17 protein-coding genes are annotated in these 21,621 nt (G+C 62.1%); 11 read left to right on the top strand and 6 right to left on the bottom strand.

The window, feature by feature from the left end:
* Positions 1-43: 43 nt before the first annotated feature.
* Positions 44-2,890: an RNA polymerase-associated protein RapA gene (rapA, locus tag CKW24_RS08545; protein ID WP_095167001.1), complete on the bottom strand. Its 2,847-nt coding sequence runs from the start codon at positions 2,888-2,890 to the stop codon at positions 44-46.
* 206 nt (positions 2,891-3,096) lie between these two features.
* Between rapA and CKW24_RS08550 the strand changes: the two genes are divergently transcribed.
* The 3 genes from CKW24_RS08550 to ccoM all read left to right on the top strand — a co-directional run bounded on the left by CKW24_RS08550 (position 3,097) and on the right by ccoM (position 4,002).
* Complete coding sequence (locus CKW24_RS08550; RefSeq protein ID WP_095167003.1) at positions 3,097-3,438, top strand: aspartate-semialdehyde dehydrogenase; 342 nt, start codon at positions 3,097-3,099, stop codon at positions 3,436-3,438.
* Between the two features lie 140 nt (positions 3,439-3,578).
* Positions 3,579-3,740, top strand: coding sequence for a hypothetical protein (locus tag CKW24_RS28235; RefSeq protein ID WP_007906621.1), 162 nt, complete (start codon positions 3,579-3,581; stop codon positions 3,738-3,740).
* A 145-nt stretch (positions 3,741-3,885) separates the two neighbouring features.
* A complete protein-coding gene (gene ccoM / locus CKW24_RS28585) occupies positions 3,886-4,002 on the top strand; it encodes a cytochrome c oxidase subunit CcoM (protein ID WP_305886485.1) in 117 nt (38 codons plus the stop codon).
* A gap of 179 nt (positions 4,003-4,181) precedes the next feature.
* Here the strand turns inward: ccoM and CKW24_RS08560 are convergent, their stop codons facing one another.
* Together CKW24_RS08560 and CKW24_RS08565 are read right to left on the bottom strand one after the other, a co-directional pair.
* The gene (locus CKW24_RS08560; RefSeq protein ID WP_095167005.1) at positions 4,182-5,657 is read right to left on the bottom strand and encodes an inorganic phosphate transporter; all 1,476 of its coding nucleotides are present in this window, start codon (positions 5,655-5,657) and stop codon (positions 4,182-4,184) included.
* Between the two features lie 367 nt (positions 5,658-6,024).
* On the bottom strand, positions 6,025-6,225 hold the full coding sequence (locus tag CKW24_RS08565) for a hypothetical protein (protein WP_095167007.1): 201 nt from the start codon (positions 6,223-6,225) through the stop codon (positions 6,025-6,027).
* 704 nt (positions 6,226-6,929) lie between these two features.
* Between CKW24_RS08565 and pcaR the strand changes: the two genes are divergently transcribed.
* The 6 genes from pcaR (at position 6,930) to pcaD (ending at position 13,121) form a co-directional block, all read left to right on the top strand.
* Positions 6,930-7,772 (top strand): pca regulon transcriptional regulator PcaR, encoded by an 843-nt coding sequence (gene pcaR, locus CKW24_RS08570; RefSeq protein ID WP_095167009.1) that lies wholly within the window; start codon positions 6,930-6,932, stop codon positions 7,770-7,772.
* 198 nt (positions 7,773-7,970) lie between these two features.
* Positions 7,971-8,828 carry a CoA transferase subunit A gene (locus CKW24_RS08575; protein ID WP_095167011.1) on the top strand — a complete coding sequence of 286 codons (858 nt, stop codon included), beginning with the start codon at positions 7,971-7,973 and terminating at the stop codon, positions 8,826-8,828.
* Positions 8,825-9,607: a CoA-transferase subunit beta gene (locus tag CKW24_RS08580; RefSeq protein ID WP_174244611.1), complete on the top strand. Its 783-nt coding sequence runs from the start codon at positions 8,825-8,827 to the stop codon at positions 9,605-9,607. The genes CKW24_RS08575 and CKW24_RS08580 overlap by 4 nt, the downstream gene beginning before the upstream one ends.
* Entirely contained in the window at positions 9,604-10,809 is a 1,206-nt protein-coding gene (gene pcaF, locus CKW24_RS08585; RefSeq protein ID WP_174244566.1) for a 3-oxoadipyl-CoA thiolase, read from the top strand. Before CKW24_RS08580 ends, pcaF begins: the two co-directional genes overlap by 4 nt.
* 152 nt (positions 10,810-10,961) lie before the next feature.
* Positions 10,962-12,257, top strand: coding sequence for an MFS family transporter (locus CKW24_RS08590; RefSeq protein WP_095167017.1), 1,296 nt, complete (start codon positions 10,962-10,964; stop codon positions 12,255-12,257).
* A 72-nt stretch (positions 12,258-12,329) separates the two neighbouring features.
* Positions 12,330-13,121, top strand: a complete 792-nt coding sequence (pcaD, locus tag CKW24_RS08595; protein WP_095167019.1) for a 3-oxoadipate enol-lactonase — start codon at positions 12,330-12,332, stop codon at positions 13,119-13,121.
* A gap of 22 nt (positions 13,122-13,143) precedes the next feature.
* Here the strand turns inward: pcaD and CKW24_RS08600 are convergent, their stop codons facing one another.
* The gene (locus tag CKW24_RS08600) at positions 13,144-14,043 is read right to left on the bottom strand and encodes a polysaccharide deacetylase family protein (protein WP_095167021.1); all 900 of its coding nucleotides are present in this window, start codon (positions 14,041-14,043) and stop codon (positions 13,144-13,146) included.
* A 305-nt stretch (positions 14,044-14,348) separates the two neighbouring features.
* Here CKW24_RS08600 and CKW24_RS08605 point away from each other — a divergent pair, with 305 nt between their 5' ends.
* Complete coding sequence (locus tag CKW24_RS08605) at positions 14,349-15,725, top strand: pyridoxal-phosphate dependent enzyme (RefSeq protein WP_095167024.1); 1,377 nt, start codon at positions 14,349-14,351, stop codon at positions 15,723-15,725.
* Positions 15,722-16,900 carry a PLP-dependent aspartate aminotransferase family protein gene (locus CKW24_RS08610; RefSeq protein WP_095167026.1) on the top strand — a complete coding sequence of 393 codons (1,179 nt, stop codon included), beginning with the start codon at positions 15,722-15,724 and terminating at the stop codon, positions 16,898-16,900. The genes CKW24_RS08605 and CKW24_RS08610 overlap by 4 nt, the downstream gene beginning before the upstream one ends.
* Before the next feature lie 97 nt (positions 16,901-16,997).
* Here CKW24_RS08610 and adeC read toward each other — a convergent pair whose 3' ends face one another.
* Both adeC and emhB read right to left on the bottom strand, forming a co-directional pair.
* Positions 16,998-18,458: an AdeC/AdeK/OprM family multidrug efflux complex outer membrane factor gene (gene adeC, locus CKW24_RS08615; protein ID WP_095167028.1), complete on the bottom strand. Its 1,461-nt coding sequence runs from the start codon at positions 18,456-18,458 to the stop codon at positions 16,998-17,000.
* A complete protein-coding gene (gene emhB / locus CKW24_RS08620) occupies positions 18,455-21,619 on the bottom strand; it encodes an efflux RND transporter permease subunit EmhB (protein WP_095167030.1) in 3,165 nt (1,054 codons plus the stop codon). Before emhB ends, adeC begins: the two co-directional genes overlap by 4 nt.
* Positions 21,620-21,621 lie beyond the last annotated feature (2 nt).

A 21,621-nucleotide genomic window follows, 5' to 3' on the forward strand; every position in this document is an offset into this window, starting at 1 on the left:
CGCATCGCTGCGGGCCTTTTTGATCGCGGTGCAAGGCGGGGGGTTAACCCGCCACCAGCACCCGGATCGCCTCCAGGCGCAGGGCCGCTTTGTCGAGCATGGCCAGGCCTTGTTCGCGCTGGTGGCGCAGGGCAACCAGCTCGCTGTCACGCACCGTCGGGTTGACGGCTTGCAAGGCGGTCAGGCGCGCCAGTTCTTCATCGGTGTCGGCTGCCAGGCGGCGTTGTGCTTCGGCTACCCGTTCAGCGTGGCGCGGGGTGATCTTCTCTTCGCCGGCGTTGATGCGCGGTGTCAGTTGATCACGCTGGGCCTGGATGAACTTGTTGGCGCTGGCGCGGGGCACGCTTTCGAGCTGGTCGTTGAGGGTCTCGAACGACACCCGGCTCGACAGGTCGTTGCCATTGGTGTCCAGCAGACAGCGCAGGGCTGCCGGCGGCAGGTAACGGCCCAGTTGCAACGAGCGTGGGGCGACCACTTCGCTGACGTAGAGCAGTTCCAGCAACACGGTGCCGGGCTTGAGTGCCTTGTTCTTGATCAGCGCGACCGCGGTGTTGCCCATCGAGCCGGACAGTACCAGGTCCATGCCACCCTGAACCATCGGGTGCTCCCAGGTGATGAATTGCATGTCTTCGCGAGACAGCGCCTGGTTGCGGTCGTAGGTGATGGTCACGCCTTCGTCGTCGCCCAGCGGGAAGCTGGCGTCGAGCATTTTTTCGCTCGGTTTGAGGATCAGGGCGTTTTCCGAGTGGTCTTCGCTGTCGATGCCGAAGGCGTCGAACAGGGTTTCCATATAGATCGGCAGGGCGAACTGATCGTCCTGTTCAAGGATCGCTTCGACCAGGGCATCGCCTTCGCCAGCACCGCCGGAGTTGAGTTCCAGCAGGCGGTCACGGCCGCTGTGCAGCTCGGCTTCCAGGGCTTCGCGAGTCCCGCGGGCCTCATCGATCAGCGCTTGCCACTCGCCGTCGTCGGCTTCTTCCAGCAGCGGCAGCAGGCGTGGGCCGAACTGGTGCTGCAGGGCGTTGCCGGTCGGGCAGGTGTTGAGGAATGCGTTCAGTGCTTCGTGGTACCACTGGAACAGGCGCTCTTGCGGGCTGGTTTCCAGGTACGGCACGTGCAACTCGATGACATGCTTCTGGCCGATCCGGTCCAGACGACCGATCCGCTGTTCCAGCAGGTCCGGGTGCGCTGGCAGGTCGAACAGCACCAGGTGATGGGAGAACTGGAAGTTGCGACCTTCACTGCCGATTTCCGAGCAGATCAGTACCTGGGCACCGAACTCTTCATCGGCAAAGTAGGCCGCTGCGCGGTCACGCTCGAGGATGTTCATGCCTTCATGGAACACCGTGGCCGGGATGCCGGAGCGCACGCGCAGGGCGTCTTCCAGGTCCATCGCGGTTTCCGCGTGGGCACAGATCACCAGGACCTTGGTGCGCTTGAGCATCTTCAACTGGTCGATCAGCCACTCCACGCGTGGGTCGAACTTCCACCAGCGTTGTTCTTCGTCGGCATCCGGTTGGGCCTGGAAGCTGACTTCCGGGTACAGCTCGGCGTGATCGCCCAGCGGCAGCTCGAGGTATTCGTCCGGGCACGGCAGCGGGTAAGGGTGCAGCTTGCGCTCAGGGAAACCTTGCACTGCGGCGCGGGTGTTGCGAAACAGCACGCGGCCAGTGCCGTGGCGATCCAGCAATTCGCGGACCAGGCGGGCGCTGGCTTCGATGTCGCCATCGTTGACCGCGGTCAGCAGGGCTTCGCCCTCGTCGCCGAGGAAACCCTGGATGGTCTTGTGGGCGGCCGGGGACAAACGGCCCTGGTCCATCAGTTCCTGAACGGCTTCGGCCACCGGGCGATAGTTCTCGCTCTCGGCGCGGAAGGCCTTGAGGTCATGGAAACGGTTCGGATCAAGCAGGCGCAGACGGGCGAAGTGGCTGTCCTGGCCCAGTTGTTCCGGGGTGGCAGTCAGCAGCAGGACGCCAGGGATGGTCTCGGCGAGTTGTTCGACCAGCGAGTACTCGGGGCTGACATGGTCTTCGTGCCACACCAGGTGGTGAGCTTCGTCGACCACCAGCAGGTCCCAGCCCGCGGCGAACAGGGCATCCTGGGCTTTCTCGTCGTCGACCAGCCACTCCAGGGCTACTAGCGCGAGCTGGGTGTCTTCGAACGGGTTGCTGGCATCGCTTTCGATAAAACGTTCTTCGTCGAACAGCGCGACCTGCAGGTTGAAGCGCCGGCGCATTTCCACCAGCCATTGGTGCTGGAGGTTTTCCGGCACCAGGATCAGCACGCGGTTGGCGCGACCGGAGAGCAGTTGGCGATGGATCACCAGGCCGGCTTCGATGGTTTTACCCAGGCCCACTTCGTCCGCCAGCAGAACCCGCGGCGCAATACGGTCAGCCACTTCACGGGCAATGTGCAACTGGTGCGCGATAGGTTGTGCGCGCACGCCACCCAGGCCCCAGAGCGACGACTGCAACTGGCGGCTGGTGTGTTCCAGGGTGTGGTAACGCAGGGAGAACCAGGCCAGTGGGTCGATCTGCCCGGCGAACAGACGGTCGCTGGCCAGGCGGAACTGGATGAAGTTCGACAGTTGGGTTTCGGGCAGGGTGACCGGCTCGTTCTCTGCGTTGAGCCCGTGGTAGACCAGCAGGCCGTCGACGTCGTCGACTTCGCGCACGGTCATTTTCCAGCCTTCGAAGTGCGTAATGGTGTCGCCCGGCGAAAACCTCACGCGGGTGAGGGGCGCATTCCGTAGCGCATACTGGCGGGTGTCGCCAGTGGCCGGGTAGAGCACGGTCAGCAAGCGACCGTCCTGTGCCAGAACGGTGCCTAGACCTAGCTCTGCTTCGCTGTCACTAATCCAGCGTTGCCCCGGTTGATACTGCTGCGCCATGCTGCCTGACTCCCGCCTTGAAAAAGCCGACTATCTTAACGGATCGCTGCCTTCAGAGCCAAAGGACTCTCATAAAAACTACTAGTCTTACGGTAGCGCATCGAGCCGATTGGTGATTGTGAGTGTCAACTGGCTCACAAGTTTGCGACCGATGGCTCAAGTCGCTGGTCAAACAGCCGACAGCCTGCCGACAGGAGACCCTCACCATGCTGCCACCCATGCTTCCCTTGAGCGCCGTGCCGATTACCTCCCAGCAGGATCCGGTACGGCCACGCCCGGACATCATGCCGGTGGCACCGGTGCAGCCCAGCTCCAGCGAGAGCACGATCGACCTGCAACAGCGCGATCCCGAGGAAGCGGCGATGGGGTTGCGTGAACAGCAGCGGCGTCAGTTGGCCCGCGATAAACGCCGGCGCGAAGCTGGCGACGATCCGCAGGTACCCCTGGCGGTGCCGGGCGACGAGTTGAATGCCGATAACACTGTGCCAGTGGTGGCGGTGATGGACGATCAGCCGCGCCAGGGGTTGTGGGTCGATATAGAGGTGTGAACTGCGAAGACCTTTTGTTGCGTTGCCAGGTGGCTGGTCTTCGTTGGCCAGAGGCCGCATTATTGCTCAACCTTGAGCGGGCAGGGTGACGTGGGTCGCTGTGCCGCGCCTGTATTGAACCGGAAGACGTAAACCACGCCATGAGCCAAGACGACAAGCTGATCGATCTCAACACCGAGCGCGCCAAGCGTGTGCATGACCTCAATGAGAAGCGCCTGAACGAAGTGCGCCAGGCATTTGAGCAGGCCATGCCGCTGGGCAAGGCGAAGAAAAAGCCGAAGAACAAACCGAAAAAGCGTTGACCCCACCCTGCATCTGTTGATGCAGGTCAGTTATTTCCCCGCCTTTACGCCCTGTCTTGGGCGACATTGATCCCGGTCAATTTTCTCCTGTGCCTGATTGGTTAACTTAGACCCATCGCAACGAGGCAAGCACAGGAGGCTGGTCATGTTTTTCGACAATGTGGTGATCGCCGGAGTGCTGACCGTCAGCCTCATGGTTCTGTTTTTCGTTGGGTTTGGATTTTTTATCTGGAAAGACTCGCATAAGCGCAAGAAGCCTTAGGTCTTTCTGGGAGCACGAGCACGCAAGGCATTTTGGGCAACTTCGGTTGCCCTTTTTTTTGGTTTGGATTTTTTGGGCATATCCGTTGCTGCGGTAGCGGCTGCTTAGGGTTTGGTGTTTTTTCCAACAAAAAAGGCGCGACCTCCAGGAGGGCGCGCCTTTTTATGTGCAGCTTTGAATCAGCTACCCAGGGCCTTCGAGGCCAGCCAGAACAGGCCGGCGGACAGGGCCACTGTGGCTGGCAGGGTCAGGACCCAGGCCAGCAAGATGGTCTTCACGGTTCCGCCTTGCAGGCCGCTTTTGTTGGCGACCATGGTACCGGCGACACCCGAGGACAGGACGTGGGTGGTCGATACCGGCAGGCTGAAGATGTTGGCCATGCCGATCATGCACGCGGCGGTGATCTGGGCCGACATGCCTTGTGCGTAGGTCATGCCTTGTTTACCGATCTTCTCGCCGATGGTCAGTACCACGCGTTTCCAGCCGACCATGGTGCCCAGGCCGAGTGCCAGCGCGACTGCCAGAATCACCCAGAATGGCGCGTATTCAGTGGTGGCGGTCAAGTCTTTGCGCAGCTTGTCGAGGTCGGCCTTTTCACGGGCGTCCAGGCCAGGCAGCTTGCCGACTTTCTTCGCAGTGTCGTCCAGGCAAAGCAGGTAGCGACGTACTTCGATGCGGCTTTCGTGCGGCAGCGAGTGGTAGTCGGCTACACCCTTGAGGGTGCCCAGCAGCGCGCTGATGGTCGGTTCGGTCTGTTGCGGATTGCAACGGAATTTCTCCGGCAGGTCTTCCTTCACGCTTTTGCCCAGGGCCAGGAACTCGCCCAGGGTGGCCTCGTTACGCTGATAGAACTGGCTCAGGTGCAAGGTCGCATCGCGAGTCCGCTCGATCTGGTAGGTGGTGCTGTTCAGGTCGAGAACGAACTGCGCCGGGACGATACCGATCAACACCAGCATGATCAGGCCGATGCCTTTCTGGCCATCGTTGGAGCCGTGCACGAAGCTCACCGCCATCGCCGAGATCACCAGGACCAGGCGGTTCCAGAACGGCGGGTGTTTCTTGTCGTCGATCTTGCGGCGCTGGTCCGGGGTCTTGTGCATCTTGGACAGCGGGCGCCACCATTTGAGGCCCAGCAGTACCAGGGCGGCCACCGCGAAGCCGGCCATTGGCGAGAGCACCAGCGAGGCGCCGATGTCGATAGCCTTCTGCCAGTTAACCCCGTCAACCAGTGGAATATCGTTGATCAGGGCGTTCGCCAGGCCGACACCGAGGATCGAACCGATCAGGGTGTGGGAGCTGGAGGCCGGAATACCGAAGTACCAGGTGCCCAGGTTCCAGGTGATGGCCGCCGCGAGGAGCGAGAACACCATTGCCAGCCCGTGGCCGGTGTTCACATTGATCAACAGTTCTACCGGCAGCAAATGGACAATGGCATATGCCACGCCCACGCCGCCCAGCAACACGCCAAGGAAGTTGAATACACCGGAGAAGAACACCGCCAGGTGGGGCGGCATGGCCTTGGTGTAGATAACAGTGGCTACCGCGTTAGCGGTGTCATGAAAGCCGTTGATGAACTCGAAGGCGAGGACAAAGGCCAGGGCGAGCAAGAGGCTCACAAGCACCCAAGCATCCAGTCCGCTGAATAAATCGATCATGAAGGTTTTCTGACCCGGTCATAAGGGGGCGCGATTATGCCAGAAAAGATGGTTAATCGATGCATCAGGTGCCGATCGGCAACATGTTTCATTCATTTAGTTTGTAACAAGACCCTAAGCCCCAGTCGCAGCGTAGGGTTTTTAACCCCTTGATTTTATTGGGTGCTTCGCCAGAAATCAGGTTTCCGTCGCCTCGGCCAATGGGGGATAACGCTGTATGAAATTTCTGAAATGAGGGGTCAGCTTTTAAGCCGTTCGCCTCAATTGGCGGGCAATGGCGGCCCGCGCCTGTCTTCAGCAGGCGCGGTGACGGAGCAACCTGCCCAGCGGCTGAGGGCAAGTTTTGAGCAACACTCAAGCGTTGGCGCTAGGGCTCTTCGGCCTTGAGGTCCTTTTCCATCTTTTGCAGTTCCTGGCTGAATGCCTGGTCCTGAACGCTGGCGCGCTTACGCCACGGTTTGCGTTCCGGTTCGGGCTGGGCGGCGTAGGTGGTGACTTCACCACCGTACACATCCTTGTAACGTTGTTCCTGGCGCTCAAGTTCGGCGCGCAGTTCGTCTTTCGTCACAGTGTTACCTAATCAAGTTGAAATAAACTCTGGTGAAACGCACTGCGCGGGGTCGGTTGATCGCAGGCGTCATCATGCAAGTAGCCACAGGCTGCTTGAATCACGAACGCACTGCACTGACAGCACCGTTGTTGCAGGCGGCCACAGCACCAGAGAAGAATCACTGATGTAGCATCAGTCTTCTTGTTTCCTGCAAGCGCATGGGCCGGGCATTCGAAATGCGCGTCTAGCGCTTGCCAGCAGGTAGCGGGGCCAAAGCCTTGCGCTGCCTGGGTGATGGGATCCGTTGTCGAGGCGAAACGGGGACATCACTGTGGCCATTATAGCGTTCAATCGAGCGCTGCCTATCGCCAATAAGTTAAATGTCCCCGGCCCCTTGTAAAAATGTTTTGTTACCTGGGTTGATTTTGAACCCATACAACAGACGTTTGTTTCCTGACGTCATTAATACAGCTGAAGTTTGTATGTGGGGGCACTCACTCGATTATCCAAGGACAAGTATGAAAGTCTGGTAAGGATACATGCTCTAAAGTCACCTCTCTAACAGGGTGCAGCCCGCAGTCGACAAGGCCTTTGGCGCTACGCGGGTGGATTGCGATTATCGGCTGGTGGTTCGATAATCGCCCAAAGTTGACTGCCCACGGCTTGTGCGCACGCTCGGGGGCAGCCTGTAATAGCTGACGAACCCTGGGGACCGACCTGAAATGAACGATCAATTGCGCAATTCCTTCACGTCAGCCGCGCCGCCGATTGTTGCTTCGCCCGCCAAGCGGATCCAGGCGTTTACCGGGGACCCGGACTTCATGACGTCCCTGGCCCGAGGCCTGGCCGTGGTGCAAGCTTTTCAGGAGCGCAAGCGCCACCTGACCATTGCGCAGATCAGCCACCGCACCGAAATTCCCCGCGCAGCGGTGCGTCGCTGCCTGCATACCCTGATCAAGCTTGGCTATGCCACCACCGACGGGCGAACCTATTCGCTGTTGCCCAAGGTGCTGACCCTGGGCCATGCCTACCTGTCTTCGACCCCCTTGGCGGTCTCGGCCCAGCCTTACCTGGACCGAATGAGCGAGCAATTGCACGAGGCCTGCAACATGGCCACGCTGGAAGGCAATGACATTCTGTACATCGCGCGCTCGGCGACGACCCAGCGCCTGATATCGGTAGACCTCTCGGTCGGCGGGCGCTTGCCGGCCTACTGCACGTCCATGGGGCGGATCCTGCTGGCGGCGCTGGATGATGCGTCATTGCGTGAGTACCTCGATCACGCCGACCTGCAGGCCAAGACCAGTCGCACCTTGCATACCCCCGAAGCATTGCTCGAGTGCCTGCAGGAAGTTCGCCAGCAGGGCTGGTGCATTGTCGACCAGGAGCTGGAGCAGGGCCTGCGCTCGATCGCCGTGCCGGTGTACGACGCCTCGGGCCAGGTGTTGGCGGCACTGAACGTCAGTACCCATGCCGGACGCGTCGGTCGCAACGAGCTGGAGCAGCGGTTTCTCCCGGGCCTGCTGAGTGCCAGCCGGGAACTGAGCGCCCAGCTGTTCGCCTGAACTGTTCGATAAACCGATATCGAGGCCAGGTGTCCTGAGAGGATCGATAGGCTGATAACAATCTGTTCGATAAACGAACACTTAGTCGATTATCGGATTGTTTGGGGTTTTTTAGCGGCTTACTCTTCAGTCAATCCGGCGCCGTACATCGCGCCTCGTCCTCCACGTCGGTTTACTCAAGCTCGGGAGTCCACCCCCATGGCAGAAATCCTTTCGCTGCACGATGCAGTGAAGCAATTCGTGAATGATGGTGACACGGTCGCCCTCGAAGGCTTCACTCACCTGATTCCAACCGCAGCGGGTCATGAAATCATTCGTCAGGGAAAGAAACACCTGACCCTGGTACGCATGACCCCCGACCTGGTCTACGACCAGTTGATCGGTGCCGGTTGCGCACGCAAGCTGATTTTCTCCTGGGGTGGTAACCCTGGCGTGGGGTCGCTGCACCGTCTGCGCGATGCCGTCGAGAAGCAATGGCCCCAGCCACTGGAAATCGAAGAACACAGCCACGCGGACCTGGCCAATGCCTACGTCGCGGGCGCCTCCGGACTGCCGTTCGCCGTATTGCGCGCCTACGCCGGTTCCGACCTGCCCAAGGTCAACCCGCTGATCAAGACCGTGACCTGCCCCTTCACCGGCGAAGTGCTGGCAGCGGTGCCGTCGGTGCGCCCGGATGTGACGGTGATCCACGCACAAAAGGCCGACCGCAAGGGCAACGTGTTGCTCTGGGGCATCCTCGGCGTGCAGAAGGAAGCGGCGCTGGCGGCCAAGCGTTGCATCGTCACTGTCGAAGAAATCGTCGATGACCTCAAGGCCCCGATGAATGCCTGCGTCCTGCCGACCTGGGCCCTGAGTGCGGTCTGCCATGTGCCGGGTGGGGCGCATCCGTCCTACGCCCACGGTTACACCGAGCGCGATAACCGTTTCTACCAAGCCTGGGACCCGATTGCCCGCGACCGTGAGACCTTCACCGCGTGGATCAATGAGTACATCCACGGCAGCGCTGACTTCAGTGAATTCCAGGCCAAGTTGGCTCGTGCTTCGGAGGCCAAATAATGACTTACTCCACCAATGAAATGATGACCGTGGCCGCCGCCCGCCGCCTGAAAAACGGTTCGGTGTGCTTCGTCGGCATCGGCTTGCCCTCCAAAGCCGCCAACCTAGCGCGCCTGACGTCTTCGCCGGACGTGGTGCTGATCTACGAATCGGGTCCGATTGGCGCCAAACCCAGTGTGCTGCCGCTGTCCATCGGTGATGGCGAACTGGCCGAAACCGCTGACACTGTGGTGCCGACCGGGGAGATTTTCCGTTACTGGCTGCAAGGCGGGCGCATCGACGTCGGCTTCCTGGGGGCGGCTCAGGTCGACCGGTTCGGCAACATCAACACCACGGTGGTCGGTGACTACCATCAGCCCAAGGTTCGTTTGCCCGGTGCCGGCGGCGCCCCGGAGATCGCCGGTTCGGCGAAAAGCGTGCTGATCATTCTCAAGCAGTCGGCCCGTTCGTTCGTCGACAAGCTGGACTTCATCACCTCGGTCGGTCACGGCGAAGGCGGCGACTCGCGCCAGCGCCTCGGCCTGCCAGGGGCTGGACCGGTGGGCATCATCACCGACCTGTGCATCATGGAGCCGGAAGCCGGCACCCATGAGTTCGTGGTCACAGCGCTGCACCCGGGAGTGACCCGCGAGCAAGTGGTGGCGGCGACCGGTTGGGCCATCCGTTTTGCCGAGCAGGTGCAGCAGACCGCCGAGCCGACAGCGGTCGAGCTGGCGGCCCTGCGCGATCTGGAAGCACGGACCGCCGCCGCCCACGGCCAGGCACCGGGAGAAGCATGATGCGCGAGGTGTATATCTGCGACGCGATTCGCACCCCCATCGGCCGCTTTGGTGGCGGCTTGTCCAGCGTGCGTGCCGACGACCTGGCCGCGGTGCCGATCAAGGCCTTGATCGAGCGTAACCCGGGCGTTGACTGGAGCGCGGTGGACGAGGTGTTCCTCGGCTGCGCCAACCAGGCCGGTGAAGACAACCGGAACGTCGCGCGCATGGCCTTGTTGCTGGCCGGATTGCCGCAGAGCATTCCCGGGGTGACCCTCAACCGCCTCTGTGCCTCGGGTATGGATGCCATTGGCACCGCCTTCCGGGCGATTGCCAGCGGCGAAATGGAGCTGGCGATTGCCGGTGGCGTCGAGTCGATGTCCCGCGCCCCCTTTGTCATGGGCAAGGCCGACGCGGCGTTCTCGCGCGGGATGAAACTGGAAGACACCACCATTGGCTGGCGCTTCATCAATCCCTTGATGAAAGCCCAGTACGGCGTGGACGCGATGCCGCAGACCGCCGACAACGTTGCGGACGACTACGGGGTTTCGCGCGCGGATCAGGACGCCTTTGCCCTGCGCAGCCAGCAACGTACTGCGGCGGCGCAGGCAGTAGGCTTTTTCGCCGAAGAAATCGTCCCGGTGCGTATTGCCCACAAGAAAGGCGAAAGCCTGGTAGAGCAGGACGAGCATCCCCGGGCCGACACTACCCTGGAAACCCTGGGCAAGCTCAAGCCAGTCAATGGCCCGGACAAAACTGTCACCGCCGGCAACGCGTCGGGCGTCAACGATGGTGCGGCGGCGATGATCCTGGCGTCCGCCGAAGCGGTGAAGAAACACGGCCTGACTGCGCGGGCCAAAGTGCTCGGCATGGCCAGTGCCGGCGTAGCTCCTCGAGTCATGGGCATCGGCCCGGTGCCAGCGGTGCGCAAGCTGATCGAGCGTCTGGGTGTGGCGATCAGCGATTTCGACGTGATCGAACTCAATGAAGCCTTCGCCAGCCAGGGCCTGGCGGTGCTGCGTGAACTGGGCCTGGCTGACGACGCGGCGCAGGTCAACCCCAACGGCGGCGCCATTGCCTTGGGACATCCATTGGGCATGAGCGGGGCGCGACTGGTGTTGACGGCCCTGCATCAACTGGAAAAAACCGGCGGTAAAAAAGCCTTGGCGACCATGTGTGTGGGTGTCGGCCAAGGCCTGGCGCTGGCGATCGAACGGGTCTGACCACCCCGTGGGCAAGCCCTGCTCCCGTAGGAGCAAGGCTTGCCCGCGAAGGCGTCATCACAGACGCGCAATTGCCTGAATGAGTGATTCCAGGGAACAGGAGTGTTGCAAAGTGTGTCTAGACTCTCACTGTCCCCATCGAGTGTAAAACCATGACATCTATGACAAGCCACTACACCGCTGAAGAGCGGGGTAAAAGAATATTTGCGATTGTCGGGGCTTCCTCCGGCAACCTGGTCGAATGGTTCGACTTCTACGTGTATGCGTTTTGCGCGATCTACTTCGCGCCAGCCTTCTTCCCCTCCGACAATCCCACGGTGCAACTGGTCAACACCGCCGGCGTGTTCGCTGCCGGGTTCCTGATGCGCCCCATCGGTGGTTGGTTGTTCGGCCGGGTAGCCGACAAGCACGGACGCAAGAATTCGATGATGATCTCGGTGCTGATGATGTGCGCCGGGTCTCTGCTGATCGCCTGTCTGCCGACCTACAAGGACATTGGCGTCTGGGCGCCGATCCTGCTGCTGGTCGCCCGGCTGTTCCAGGGTCTGTCGGTGGGTGGTGAGTACGGCACCACCGCGACCTATATGAGTGAAGTGGCGCTCAAGGGCCAGCGCGGTTTCTTTGCCTCGTTCCAGTACGTGACCCTGATTGGCGGGCAACTGCTGGCGGTGTTGCTGGTGGTGATCCTGCAGCAGTTCCTGTCCGAGGATGAATTGCGCGCCTGGGGCTGGCGGATTCCATTTGTCGTGGGGGCGGTTGCCGCGGTGATTTCGTTGCTGCTGCGTCGCTCGCTCAAGGAAACCACCAGCAAGGAAATGCGCGAAGACAAGGACGCCGGGAGCATCCGTGCGTTGTTCCGCGATCACAAGGCCGCCTTCATCACCGTGCTGGGCTACACCGCCGGCGGCTCGCTGATTTTCTACACCTTTACCACCTATATGCAGAAGTACCTGGTGAACACCGCCGGGATGCACGCCAAGACCGCCAGCTACATCATGACTGGGGCGCTGTTCCTTTATATGTGCATGCAACCGCTTTTCGGCATGCTGGCCGACAAGATCGGTCGACGTAGTTCGATGCTCTGGTTCGGTGCCCTGGGCACGCTGTGCACAGTGCCGATCCTGCTGAGCCTGAAGTCAGTCACAAGCCCGTTCCTGGCCTTCGTGCTGATTACCCTGGCGCTGGCGATCGTGAGTTTCTACACCTCCATCAGCGGTCTGGTGAAAGCCGAAATGTTCCCGCCACAAGTGCGCGCCCTGGGTGTGGGCCTGGCCTACGCGGTGGCCAACGCGATCTTCGGTGGTTCGGCGGAGTACGTGGCCCTGAGCTTGAAGTCGGTGGGGATGGAAAACTCGTTCTACTGGTACGTGACGGTGATGATGGCCATCGCGTTCCTGTTCAGCCTGCGCTTGCCCAAGCAGGCAGCGTATCTGCATCACGACCTTTGACCGGCCAGCGCGCGTCTGAATCGGGCGCGCGCTGTCCGCACACCTGGCCCTGGCGGTCTCAAGGAGAAAACTGTGGCATTTGTACAACTGGCCGACGGCGAACTGCACTACCAACTCGACGGACCCGAACACGCCCCGGTGCTGGTGCTGTCCAACTCACTGGGCACTGACCTGCACATGTGGGATGGGCAGATCCCGTTATTTGCCGAGCATTTTCGGGTATTACGTTTCGACACCCGTGGTCATGGTCGTTCGCTGGTGACGCCTGGGCCTTACAGCATCGAGCAACTGGGCCGTGACGTACTGGCCCTGCTGGACGCCTTGCATATCGAGCGCGCGCATTTCTGCGGTTTGTCGATGGGCGGCTTGATCGGCCAGTGGCTGGCGATCAATGCCAGCGAGCGTCTGTTGTCACTGGTGGTGTGCAACACCGCGGCGAAGATTGGCGAGCCGGCCATCTGGGACCCGCGCATTGAAATGGTCCTGCGCGATGGCGCGGCGGCGATGGTGGCCCTGGGCGATGCCTCCATTGCGCGCTGGTTCACCGCGGATTTCGCCGCGACCAATCCGGCGGCGACCAAGCGGATCACTGACATGCTGGCCGCGACTTCGCCACAAGGTTATGCGGCCAATTGCGCAGCGGTACGGGATGCGGATTTGCGTGAGCAACTGACGGCGATCCAGGTGCCGACGCTGGTGATCGCCGGCACTGAAGATGCGGTCACGCCGCCGGCCGGTGGACACTTCATCGAGCAGCGGGTGGCAGGTGCGCACTATGCCGAGTTCTATGCTGCGCACCTGTCCAACGTGCAGGCAGGCGATGCGTTCAGCCACTGTGTGCTGAACTTCCTGCGGGCCATCTGAGGCGCTGGAACCTGCGGCGCATTCAGTGCTTGTCGCGGCCCCAGATCCAGTTCCACGCCCCGGGCAATCGCGCGGGGTCATTGGCATCGCGCAGGGTGCGGGCCATGGCTGCGCGCTGCAAGGCGGCCGAGTCTTCATAGAACGGTTTGGCCGCCAAGGGCACGTGGGTCTCGCGTGCACTGTCGAGCAGAATCTGCAGGTACTCCTGCATGTGCCGGGCGGTATAGCGATTGAGGTCGTGAAACGTCACCACCACCGGAATCACGCCATCAACGGTCGGCAACTCGCCCTTGGCGATCCGCTCGCGGGTTTCTGACAGCTGCCTGAGCAGGTTGGCGCGTCGACGTGGACTGGCGGTGATCCCCCACACCTTGCCGTCATTGGCGCTCAAGTCAGTCAACAACACCTGCAGGCCATGCCGTTGATAGGCGGCGAAGGTGCGCGCGTCGTAGCTCCAGAACGGCGGGCGCACCAGGCTTGGTGCTGCGCCGGTGATCACGGTGATGTCGTCGGTGCCCCAGGTGAGCGACTGTTCGAGTACTTGCGGATCAAGAGAGCGATGATTGCTGTGCCACGGCGTGGCGGTGTGGAAGCCCAGGATGTGGCCAGCCGCGTGTTCACGCAGCATGGTTTTGCGCCCCCGTTCACTGCCGCCGGCCCGTGGCGCGCGAGTCTGGACAAAAAACACCGCCTTGATGCCTGGCTGAATCGGGTTGTTGGCCAGCACCTCAAGTACCGCCCGGCTCGGATTGGCCCAGCCGGAGGCGCTGGGGCCATCGTCGAAAGTGAGCAGGAAGCGGATCGGCGGGGAGGCTGCCAAGCGTTGCTCGGTCTGGGGTGTCAGGGCGATCGGCGGGCCGATACAGCCGCCAAGGCCGAGTGCCAGCGCGAGTACAGCGACAAAGGTGAAGAAGATTTTCATGGGGGCGAGGTGGCCGGGACGGGGTCGGGGGAGGAGCTGCGGTTGGCGCCTTAACGTTCACTGCTTTAGGGGCAGCCTGTCTAAGAGTGCCAGCGCTTCCAAGGGTTCAGCAGGCCGGGCAATTGTACCGCACCAAGGTGGGTTGAAAGAGGCGGGGCAAGCGTGTGAGGTGCCGGTCAGCTGCGCAGGCTTGCGATGGCAGCGATCCGGGCCTATGGTCCATGCGAGGCAGGCCTGCCCATGAGGGCCAGGCCTGGTCGCAGCGGTTGTCCATCCAGTGCGGATTCGCGCCACGAGGTGAAGACATGCCAGACAACTCCCGTCCTGCCGTACTTGAACTGATTGGTAATACCCCGCTGGTGCAGATCAGCCGCTTTGATACCGGCCCCTGCACCCTGTTCCTCAAGCTTGAGTCACAGAACCCCGGTGGTTCGATCAAGGACCGCATCGGCCTGGCGATGATCGACGCCGCCGAGCGCGATGGCCGCCTGCGTCCGGGTGGCACCATCGTCGAGGCCACGGCTGGCAATACGGGCCTGGGCCTGGCCCTGGTGGGCCGCGCCAAGGGTTATCGGGTGGTGCTGGTGGTGCCGGACAAGATGTCCACCGAGAAGGTGCTGCACCTCAAGGCCATGGGGGCCGAGGTGCACATCACCCGCTCCGATGTCGGCAAGGGGCATCCGGAGTATTACCAGGACGTCGCCGCGCGGCTGGCGCAGGAAATCCCCGAGGCGTTTTTTGCCGACCAGTTCAACAACCCCGCCAACCCGCTGGCCCATGAGTGCAGCACCGCGCCAGAGATTTGGGCGCAGACCCAGCATGACCTGGACGCCATCGTCGTCGGCGTCGGCTCGGCCGGTACCCTGACCGGGCTGACCCGTTTCTTCCGCCGAGTACAGCCGGACCTGGCCATGGTGCTGGCCGATCCTGTTGGTTCGGTGATGGCCGAATACAGCCGCAGCGGTACCCTTGGCACCCCCGGCTCGTGGGCGGTGGAGGGCATCGGCGAGGACTTCATCCCGTCCATCGCCGACCTGTCCAGCGTGCGCCAGGCCTATTCGATCAGCGATGAAGAAAGCTTCGAACATGCCCGCCAGTTACTGCGCGTCGAAGGCATTCTCGGCGGATCCTCCACCGGCACGCTGCTGGCGGCGGCCTTGCGCTACTGCCGCGAGCAGACCGAACCCAAGCGAGTGGTCAGTTTTGTCTGCGATACCGGCACCCGCTACTTGTCCAAGGTCTACAACGACCAGTGGATGACCGATCAGGGCTTGTTGCAGCGCAAGCGCTACGGCGACCTGCGGGACCTGATCGCCAGGCGTTTCGAGGACGGCCGGGTGATCAGCGTCGGCCCCGACGACACGCTGCTGACCGCTTTCCAGCGCATGCGCCTGGCGGATGTGTCGCAGTTGCCGGTACTGGTCGATGGCCAGCGCCTGGTGGGCGTACTCGACGAATCGGATGTGTTGCTGGGGGTGCATCAGGATGCTGCGCACTTGCGCATGACGGTGGCCTCGGCCATGACCAAGCAACTGCATACCTTGCCGGCCGCTGCCAGCCTGGCCGAGCTGCAGGCCGAGCTCGACCGCGGGTTGGTGGCGATCATCGCCGACGCTTCAGGCTTCCATGGCCTGATTACCCGCGTCGACCTGCTCAATCATCTACGGAGATCCCTTGCATGAGTCATCAGGATAAAACCGCCGCGCCCCAGGATTTCGCCACCCGGGTGATCCATGCCGGGCAAGTGCCGGACCCGACGACCGGAGCGCTGATGCCGCCGATCTACGCCAACTCCACGTATTTGCAGCAGAGTCCCGGCGTGCACAAGGGTTTCGACTACGGCCGTTCGCACAATCCCACCCGGTTTGCCCTGGAGCGCTGCGTGGCCGACCTGGAGGGCGGTACCCAGGCATTTGCCTTCGCCTCCGGGCTGGCAACTATCTCCACGGTGCTCGAGCTGCTGGATGCCGGTGCGCACATTGTCTCCGGCAACGACCTGTACGGGGGCACCTTCCGCCTGTTCGACAAAGTGCGCCAACGCAGCGCCGGGCATCGTTTCAGTTTCGTCGACCTGACCGATCTGGCAGCCTTCGAAGCGGCGCTGCAAGACGACACGCGGATGGTCATGGTCGAGACGCCGAGCAATCCCTTGCTGCGCCTGACCGACCTCAGCGCCATCGCGCGGATCTGCCGTGCGCGGGGGATCATCAGTGTCGCCGACAACACCTTTGCCAGCCCGTGGACGCAGCGCCCGCTGGAGCTGGGGTTCGATATCGTGCTGCACTCCACCACCAAGTACCTCAACGGCCATTCCGATGTGATCGGCGGCATAGCGGTGGTTGGGCACAACGCTGAGCTGGCCGAGCGCCTGGGTTTCCTGCAAAACGCGGTGGGCGCGATTGCCGGGCCGTTCGACGCCTTTCTCACCTTGCGCGGGGTCAAGACCCTGGCCTTGCGTATGGAGCGCCACTGCAGCAACGCGCTGGACCTTGCCCAGTGGCTGGAGCGCCAGCCGCAGGTGGCGCGGGTCTATTATCCCGGCCTGCCGTCACACCCCCAGCACGAATTGGCGCAGCGCCAGATGCGCGGCTTCGGCGGGATGATTGCCCTGGACTTGAACAGCGACCTGGCCGGTGCCCGGCGGTTTCTCGAGGCGGTGCAGATCTTTGCCCTGGCCGAGAGCCTGGGAGGAGTGGAAAGCCTGATCGAGCATCCGGCAATCATGACCCACGCCACCATTCCACCTGCGACTCGGGCAGAACTGGGGATAGGCGACGGGCTGGTGCGTTTGTCGGTTGGGGTGGAAGCGGTCGAAGACCTGCGCGCCGACCTGGCCCAGGCGCTGGCACGGATCTGAGGCCAGCCGTGCAACAGGCATAAAAAAATCCGCAATCCTTGAGGGGATTGCGGATTTTCGTGAGGCCCAGGGATCAGCCTGGTGCGCATCGGGCTGATCAGAACATCTTCAGCTTCGGTGCGACTTCTGGCACGGGCTCATTCTTCGCGGTCTGGGCGTTCCAGCCGCCACCCAGGGCCTTGTACAGGTTCACTTCGCTGACCAGTTGCGACAGGCGATCGGTGATCAGCGATTGCTGCGCGCTGAACAACTGACGTTGGGCGTCGAGGAAGGTCAGGTTGCTGTCGACACCAATGCGGTAGCGACGCTCGGCCAGGCGGTAGTAATCCTGGTTGGCCTGGACGAAGTCACTCTGGGCCTGCAACTGCTGGTTGAAGGTCTGGCGTGCGGCGAGGCCGTCGGAGACTTCCTGGAAGGCGGTCTGGATCGACTTCTCATACTGCGCAACGGTGATGTCTTTCTGGATTTTCGAGTAATCCAGGCTGGCACTCAGGGCGCCGGCGTTGAAGATCGGCAGGTTGATCTGGGGCTGGAACAACCAGGTCCCCGAACCGCCCTTGAACAGGCCGGACAGGTCCGGGCTGAGCGTGCCGGCATTGGCCGTCAGGCTGATGCTCGGGAAGAACGCAGCCCGCGCCGCGCCGATATTGGCGTTGGCAGCCTTGAGGTTGTGCTCGGCGGCCAGGATGTCCGGACGTCGTTGCAGCAGGTCCGAAGGCAGGCCGGCCGGCACTTCGCTGAGCAGGTCGTCAGCCAATGGCTTGGCGGCGGTCAGGTTGGCAGGCAAGCCAGTACCCAGCAGCAGGGTCAGGCTGTTCTCGTCCTGGGCGACCAGGCGGGTGTACTTGGCCAGTTGCACCTTGGCGTTTTCCACCGAGGTACGCGACTGGCTCAGGTCCAACGCCGAGGCCACGCCGACTTCGTTGCTGCGCGCGGTGAGGCGGTAGCTTTCTTCGAAGGTGGCGAGGGTGTCCTGCGTCAGCTTCAGCAGTTCCTTGTCGGCCTGCCAGGTCAGGTAGGCGTTGGCCACGTTGGCCACCAGGCTGAGCTGGGTGCTGCGCCGCGCTTCTTCGGTGGCGAAGTAGTTCTGCAGCGCTTGCTCGTTGAGGCTGCGAATACGCCCGAACAGGTCGAGCTCATAGGCGCTGACGCCCAGGGTCGCCGAGTAGGAGCTGCTGATCGAGGATTCGCCGGTCTGCGAGGCGTCTGCCGGCAGGCGTTGGCGGCTGCCGCTGCCATTGGCCGAAACGGCGGGGAACAGGTCGGCGCGGGAAATGCGGTACTGGGCCGCATAGGCGTCGATGTTCAGCGCCGCGACGCGCAGGTCACGGTTGTTTTCCAGCGCGGTCTGGATCAGTTGCTGCAGGGCCGGGTCATGGAAAAACTGCTTCCAGCCTTGCTCGGCGGCGGCCTGGTTCGGCGCCTGGGCCGGCGAGTAAGCCGGCCCTTGCGGGTACTGCCCGGCCACAGGGGCCTCGGGCTGCTGATAATCGGGTATCAGCGAGCAGCCACCGAGCACGAACGCGGCGACGGCTAGGGAGAGTAGCGACTTGCTCATTGGCCAGCCTCTTTAGGAGTTTCGGTGGCGTCATCCGGCTTGGCATTCTTGCGCTGCCCCATGGACGACACAGTGACAAAGAACAGGGGTACCCAGAACACGGCCAGTACGGTAGCGGTGATCATACCGCCGATCACCCCGGTACCGATGGCGTGCTGGCTGCCCGAACCGGCGCCGGTGGAAATGGCCAGTGGCACCACACCCAGGACGAACGCGAGCGAGGTCATGATGATCGGTCGCAGACGCATCCGGCAGGCCTCGATCGCGGCGTCGCGCAGGGTGCGTCCCTGTTCATGCAATTCCTTGGCGAATTCGACAATCAGAATGGCGTTTTTCGCCGCCAGACCGATGGTCGTCAACAGGCCTACCTGGAAGTACACGTCGTTGGACAGGCCGCGCAGGCTGGTGGCGAGCAGGGCACCGATGATCCCCAGCGGCACCACCAACATCACCGCGATCGGAATCGACCAGCTTTCGTACAACGCCGCAAGACACAGGAACACCATCAGCAACGACAGGGCGTACAGGGCAGGCGCCTGGGAACCCGACAGGCGTTCCTCATAGGACAGGCCAGTCCAGGAGATACCCACCCCCGCCGGCAGCTTCTTGGCCAGGGCTTCGACTTCAGCCATGGCTTCACCGGTGGAATAGCCCGGGGCCGGAGCACCGAGGATTTCCATGGCTTCCACGCCGTTGTAACGCGCCAGCTTCGGCGAGCCGTAGATCCAGGTGCCCTTGGCGAAGGCCGAGAATGGCACCATGGTTCCCTGGCTGTTGCGCACGTACCACTTCTTCAGGTCTTCAGGGGTCATCCGCGAACCCGGCACGCCCTGAATGTAGACCTTCTTCACTCGACCGCGGTCGATGAAGTCGTTGACGTAGCTACTGCCCAGGGCAATCGACAGGGTGTTGTTGATGTCGGTCAGCGTTACGCCCAAGGCACTGGCTTTCTCGTCATCGAGTTCCAGTTGGAACTGCGGTTCGTCGTTCAGGCCGTTAGGACGCACCTGGGACAGCACCTTGCTCTGTGCGGCCATGCCGAGGAACTGGTTGCGGGCCTCCATCAGCTTCTCGTGGCCGATACCGGCGCGGTCCTGCAGGAACACGTCGAAACCAGTGGCGTTACCCAACTCCAGTACCGCTGGCGGGGCGAAGGCGAACACCATGGCATCACGGAACGTGAAGAAGTGCTGCTGGGCCCGTTCTGCGACCTTGAACACGCTGTTGTCGGCGTTACGCTCGTCCCACGGCTTGAGCATGATGAATGCCATACCCGAGCTCTGGCCACGGCCGGCAAAGTTGAAGCCGTTGACCGTGAACACCGAGGCAACCGCATCACCTTCACCGCCATCCTTACCGGAGCGCAGGAGGTATTCACGCATTTCATCGACCACCACCTGGGTGCGCTGGGCACTGGAACCCGCCGGGGTCTGGACCTGGGCGAACAGTACGCCCTGGTCTTCTTCCGGGAGGAATGCGGTCGGGATGCGGGTGAACAGCCAGATCATGCCAACGATGATGATCAGGTAGGCCAGCAGGTACGGCGCCTTGTGCGTGAGGATGTTGCCCACGCCACGCTCGTAGCTGCGTACGCCGCGATCGAAATTGCGGTTGAACCAGCCAAAGAAACCACGCTTGGGCGTGCCGTGCTCGCCCTTGGGAATGGCCTTGAGCATGGTGGCGCAGAGCGCCGGGGTAAAGATCAGGGCGACCAGTACCGAGAGGGCCATGGCCGAGACGATGGTGATCGAGAACTGCTTGTAGATCACCCCGGTAGAGCCGCTGAAGAACGCCATCGGCAGCAGTACCGCCGACAGTACCAGGGCAATACCCACCAGTGCGCCCTGGATCTGGCCCATGGACTTCTTGGTGGCTTCCTTGGGCGACAGGCCTTCTTCGCTCATCACCCGTTCGACGTTTTCCACCACGACGATGGCATCGTCCACCAGCAAGCCGATGGCCAGGACCATACCGAACATGGTCAGGGTGTTGATGCTGAAGCCGAACGCCGCGAGGATGCCGAATGTACCCAGCAATACCACCGGCACGGTCATGGTGGTGATGACGGTGGCGCGGAAGTTTTGCAGGAACAGGAACATCACCAGGAACACCAGCACGATCGCTTCGACCAGGGTGTGTACTACGCCCTTGATCGATTCGGTCACCACCGGGGTGGTGTCGTACGGGAAGACTACTTCCATGCCTTCAGGGAAGAACGGCTTGAGGCTTTCGATGGTGGTGCGCAAGGCTTTGGCAGTATCCAGCGCGTTGGCGCCGGTAGCCAGTTTCACCGCAAGGCCGGAGGCCGGTGCGCCGTTGAACTGGGCGTTGATACTGTAGTTCTCACCACCCAGGGCGACATCGGCGACATCCTTGAGGCGAACCTGGGAGCCGTCCTTGTTGACCTTGAGCAGGATTTCCTTGAACTGCTCGGCAGTCTGCAGGCGGGTCTTGCCGATGATCGTGGCGTTCAGCTGGGTGCCGGGCAGGGCAGGCAAACCGCCGAGCTGACCGGACGAGACCTGGACGTTTTGTGCCGCAACGGCGGCCTTGACGTCCACCGGAGTCAGGTTGAAGTTGTTCAACTTGGCCGGGTCCAGCCAGATGCGCATGGCGTACTGGGCACCGAACACCTGGAAGTCGCCGACGCCGGCGGTCCGGGAAATCGGGTCCTGCATGTTGGACACGATGTAGTTGGACAGGTCGTCCTTGGTCATGCTGCCGTCACGCGACACCACACCGATCACCAGCAGGAAGTTCTTCACGGCCTTGGTGACGCGGATCCCCTGTTGCTGCACTTCTTGGGGCAGCAGCGGGGTGGCCAGGTTCAGCTTGTTCTGCACCTGGACCTGGGCGGTGTCGGAGTTGGTGCCTTGCTCGAAGGTCGCGGTAATGGTCATGGTGCCGTCGGAGTTACTTTCCGAGGACACATAACGCAGGTTGTCGATACCGTTGAGCTGTTGCTCGATCACCTGGACCACGGTGTCCTGCACGGTCTGTGCAGAAGCACCTGGGTAGGTCACAGAGATGGCGATCGCCGGTGGGGCGATGCTCGGGTATTGGTTGATGGGCAGCTTGAGGATCGATAGAGCCCCGACCAGCATGATCACCAGGGCAATTACCCAGGCGAAAATCGGACGGTCGATAAAAAATTTCGACATGG

Source organism: Pseudomonas sp. Irchel 3H3 (assembly GCF_900187635.1).
Taxonomy (GTDB): Bacteria; Pseudomonadota; Gammaproteobacteria; order Pseudomonadales; family Pseudomonadaceae; genus Aquipseudomonas.

Excerpts from the sequence above, each read along its gene's own strand:
- CKW24_RS08600 (WP_095167021.1), bottom strand. The coding sequence starts at position 14,043 with ATGAAAATCTTCTTCACCTTTGTCGCTGTACTCGCGCTGGCACTCGGC.
- CKW24_RS08610 (WP_095167026.1), top strand. The coding sequence starts at position 15,722 with ATGAGTCATCAGGATAAAACCGCCGCGCCCCAGGATTTCGCCACCCGG.
- pcaR (WP_095167009.1), top strand. The coding sequence starts at position 6,930 with ATGAACGATCAATTGCGCAATTCCTTCACGTCAGCCGCGCCGCCGATT.
- rapA (WP_095167001.1), bottom strand. The coding sequence starts at position 2,890 with ATGGCGCAGCAGTATCAACCGGGGCAACGCTGGATTAGTGACAGCGAA.
- CKW24_RS08590 (WP_095167017.1), top strand. The coding sequence starts at position 10,962 with ATGACATCTATGACAAGCCACTACACCGCTGAAGAGCGGGGTAAAAGA.
- CKW24_RS08550 (WP_095167003.1), top strand. The coding sequence starts at position 3,097 with ATGCTGCCACCCATGCTTCCCTTGAGCGCCGTGCCGATTACCTCCCAG.
- pcaF (WP_174244566.1), top strand. The coding sequence starts at position 9,604 with ATGATGCGCGAGGTGTATATCTGCGACGCGATTCGCACCCCCATCGGC.
- CKW24_RS08560 (WP_095167005.1), bottom strand. The coding sequence starts at position 5,657 with ATGATCGATTTATTCAGCGGACTGGATGCTTGGGTGCTTGTGAGCCTC.
- adeC (WP_095167028.1), bottom strand. The coding sequence starts at position 18,458 with ATGAGCAAGTCGCTACTCTCCCTAGCCGTCGCCGCGTTCGTGCTCGGT.
- CKW24_RS28235 (WP_007906621.1), top strand. The coding sequence starts at position 3,579 with ATGAGCCAAGACGACAAGCTGATCGATCTCAACACCGAGCGCGCCAAG.
- CKW24_RS08605 (WP_095167024.1), top strand. The coding sequence starts at position 14,349 with ATGCCAGACAACTCCCGTCCTGCCGTACTTGAACTGATTGGTAATACC.
- emhB (WP_095167030.1), bottom strand. The coding sequence starts at position 21,619 with ATGTCGAAATTTTTTATCGACCGTCCGATTTTCGCCTGGGTAATTGCC.
- CKW24_RS08575 (WP_095167011.1), top strand. The coding sequence starts at position 7,971 with ATGGCAGAAATCCTTTCGCTGCACGATGCAGTGAAGCAATTCGTGAAT.
- ccoM (WP_305886485.1), top strand. The coding sequence starts at position 3,886 with ATGTTTTTCGACAATGTGGTGATCGCCGGAGTGCTGACCGTCAGCCTC.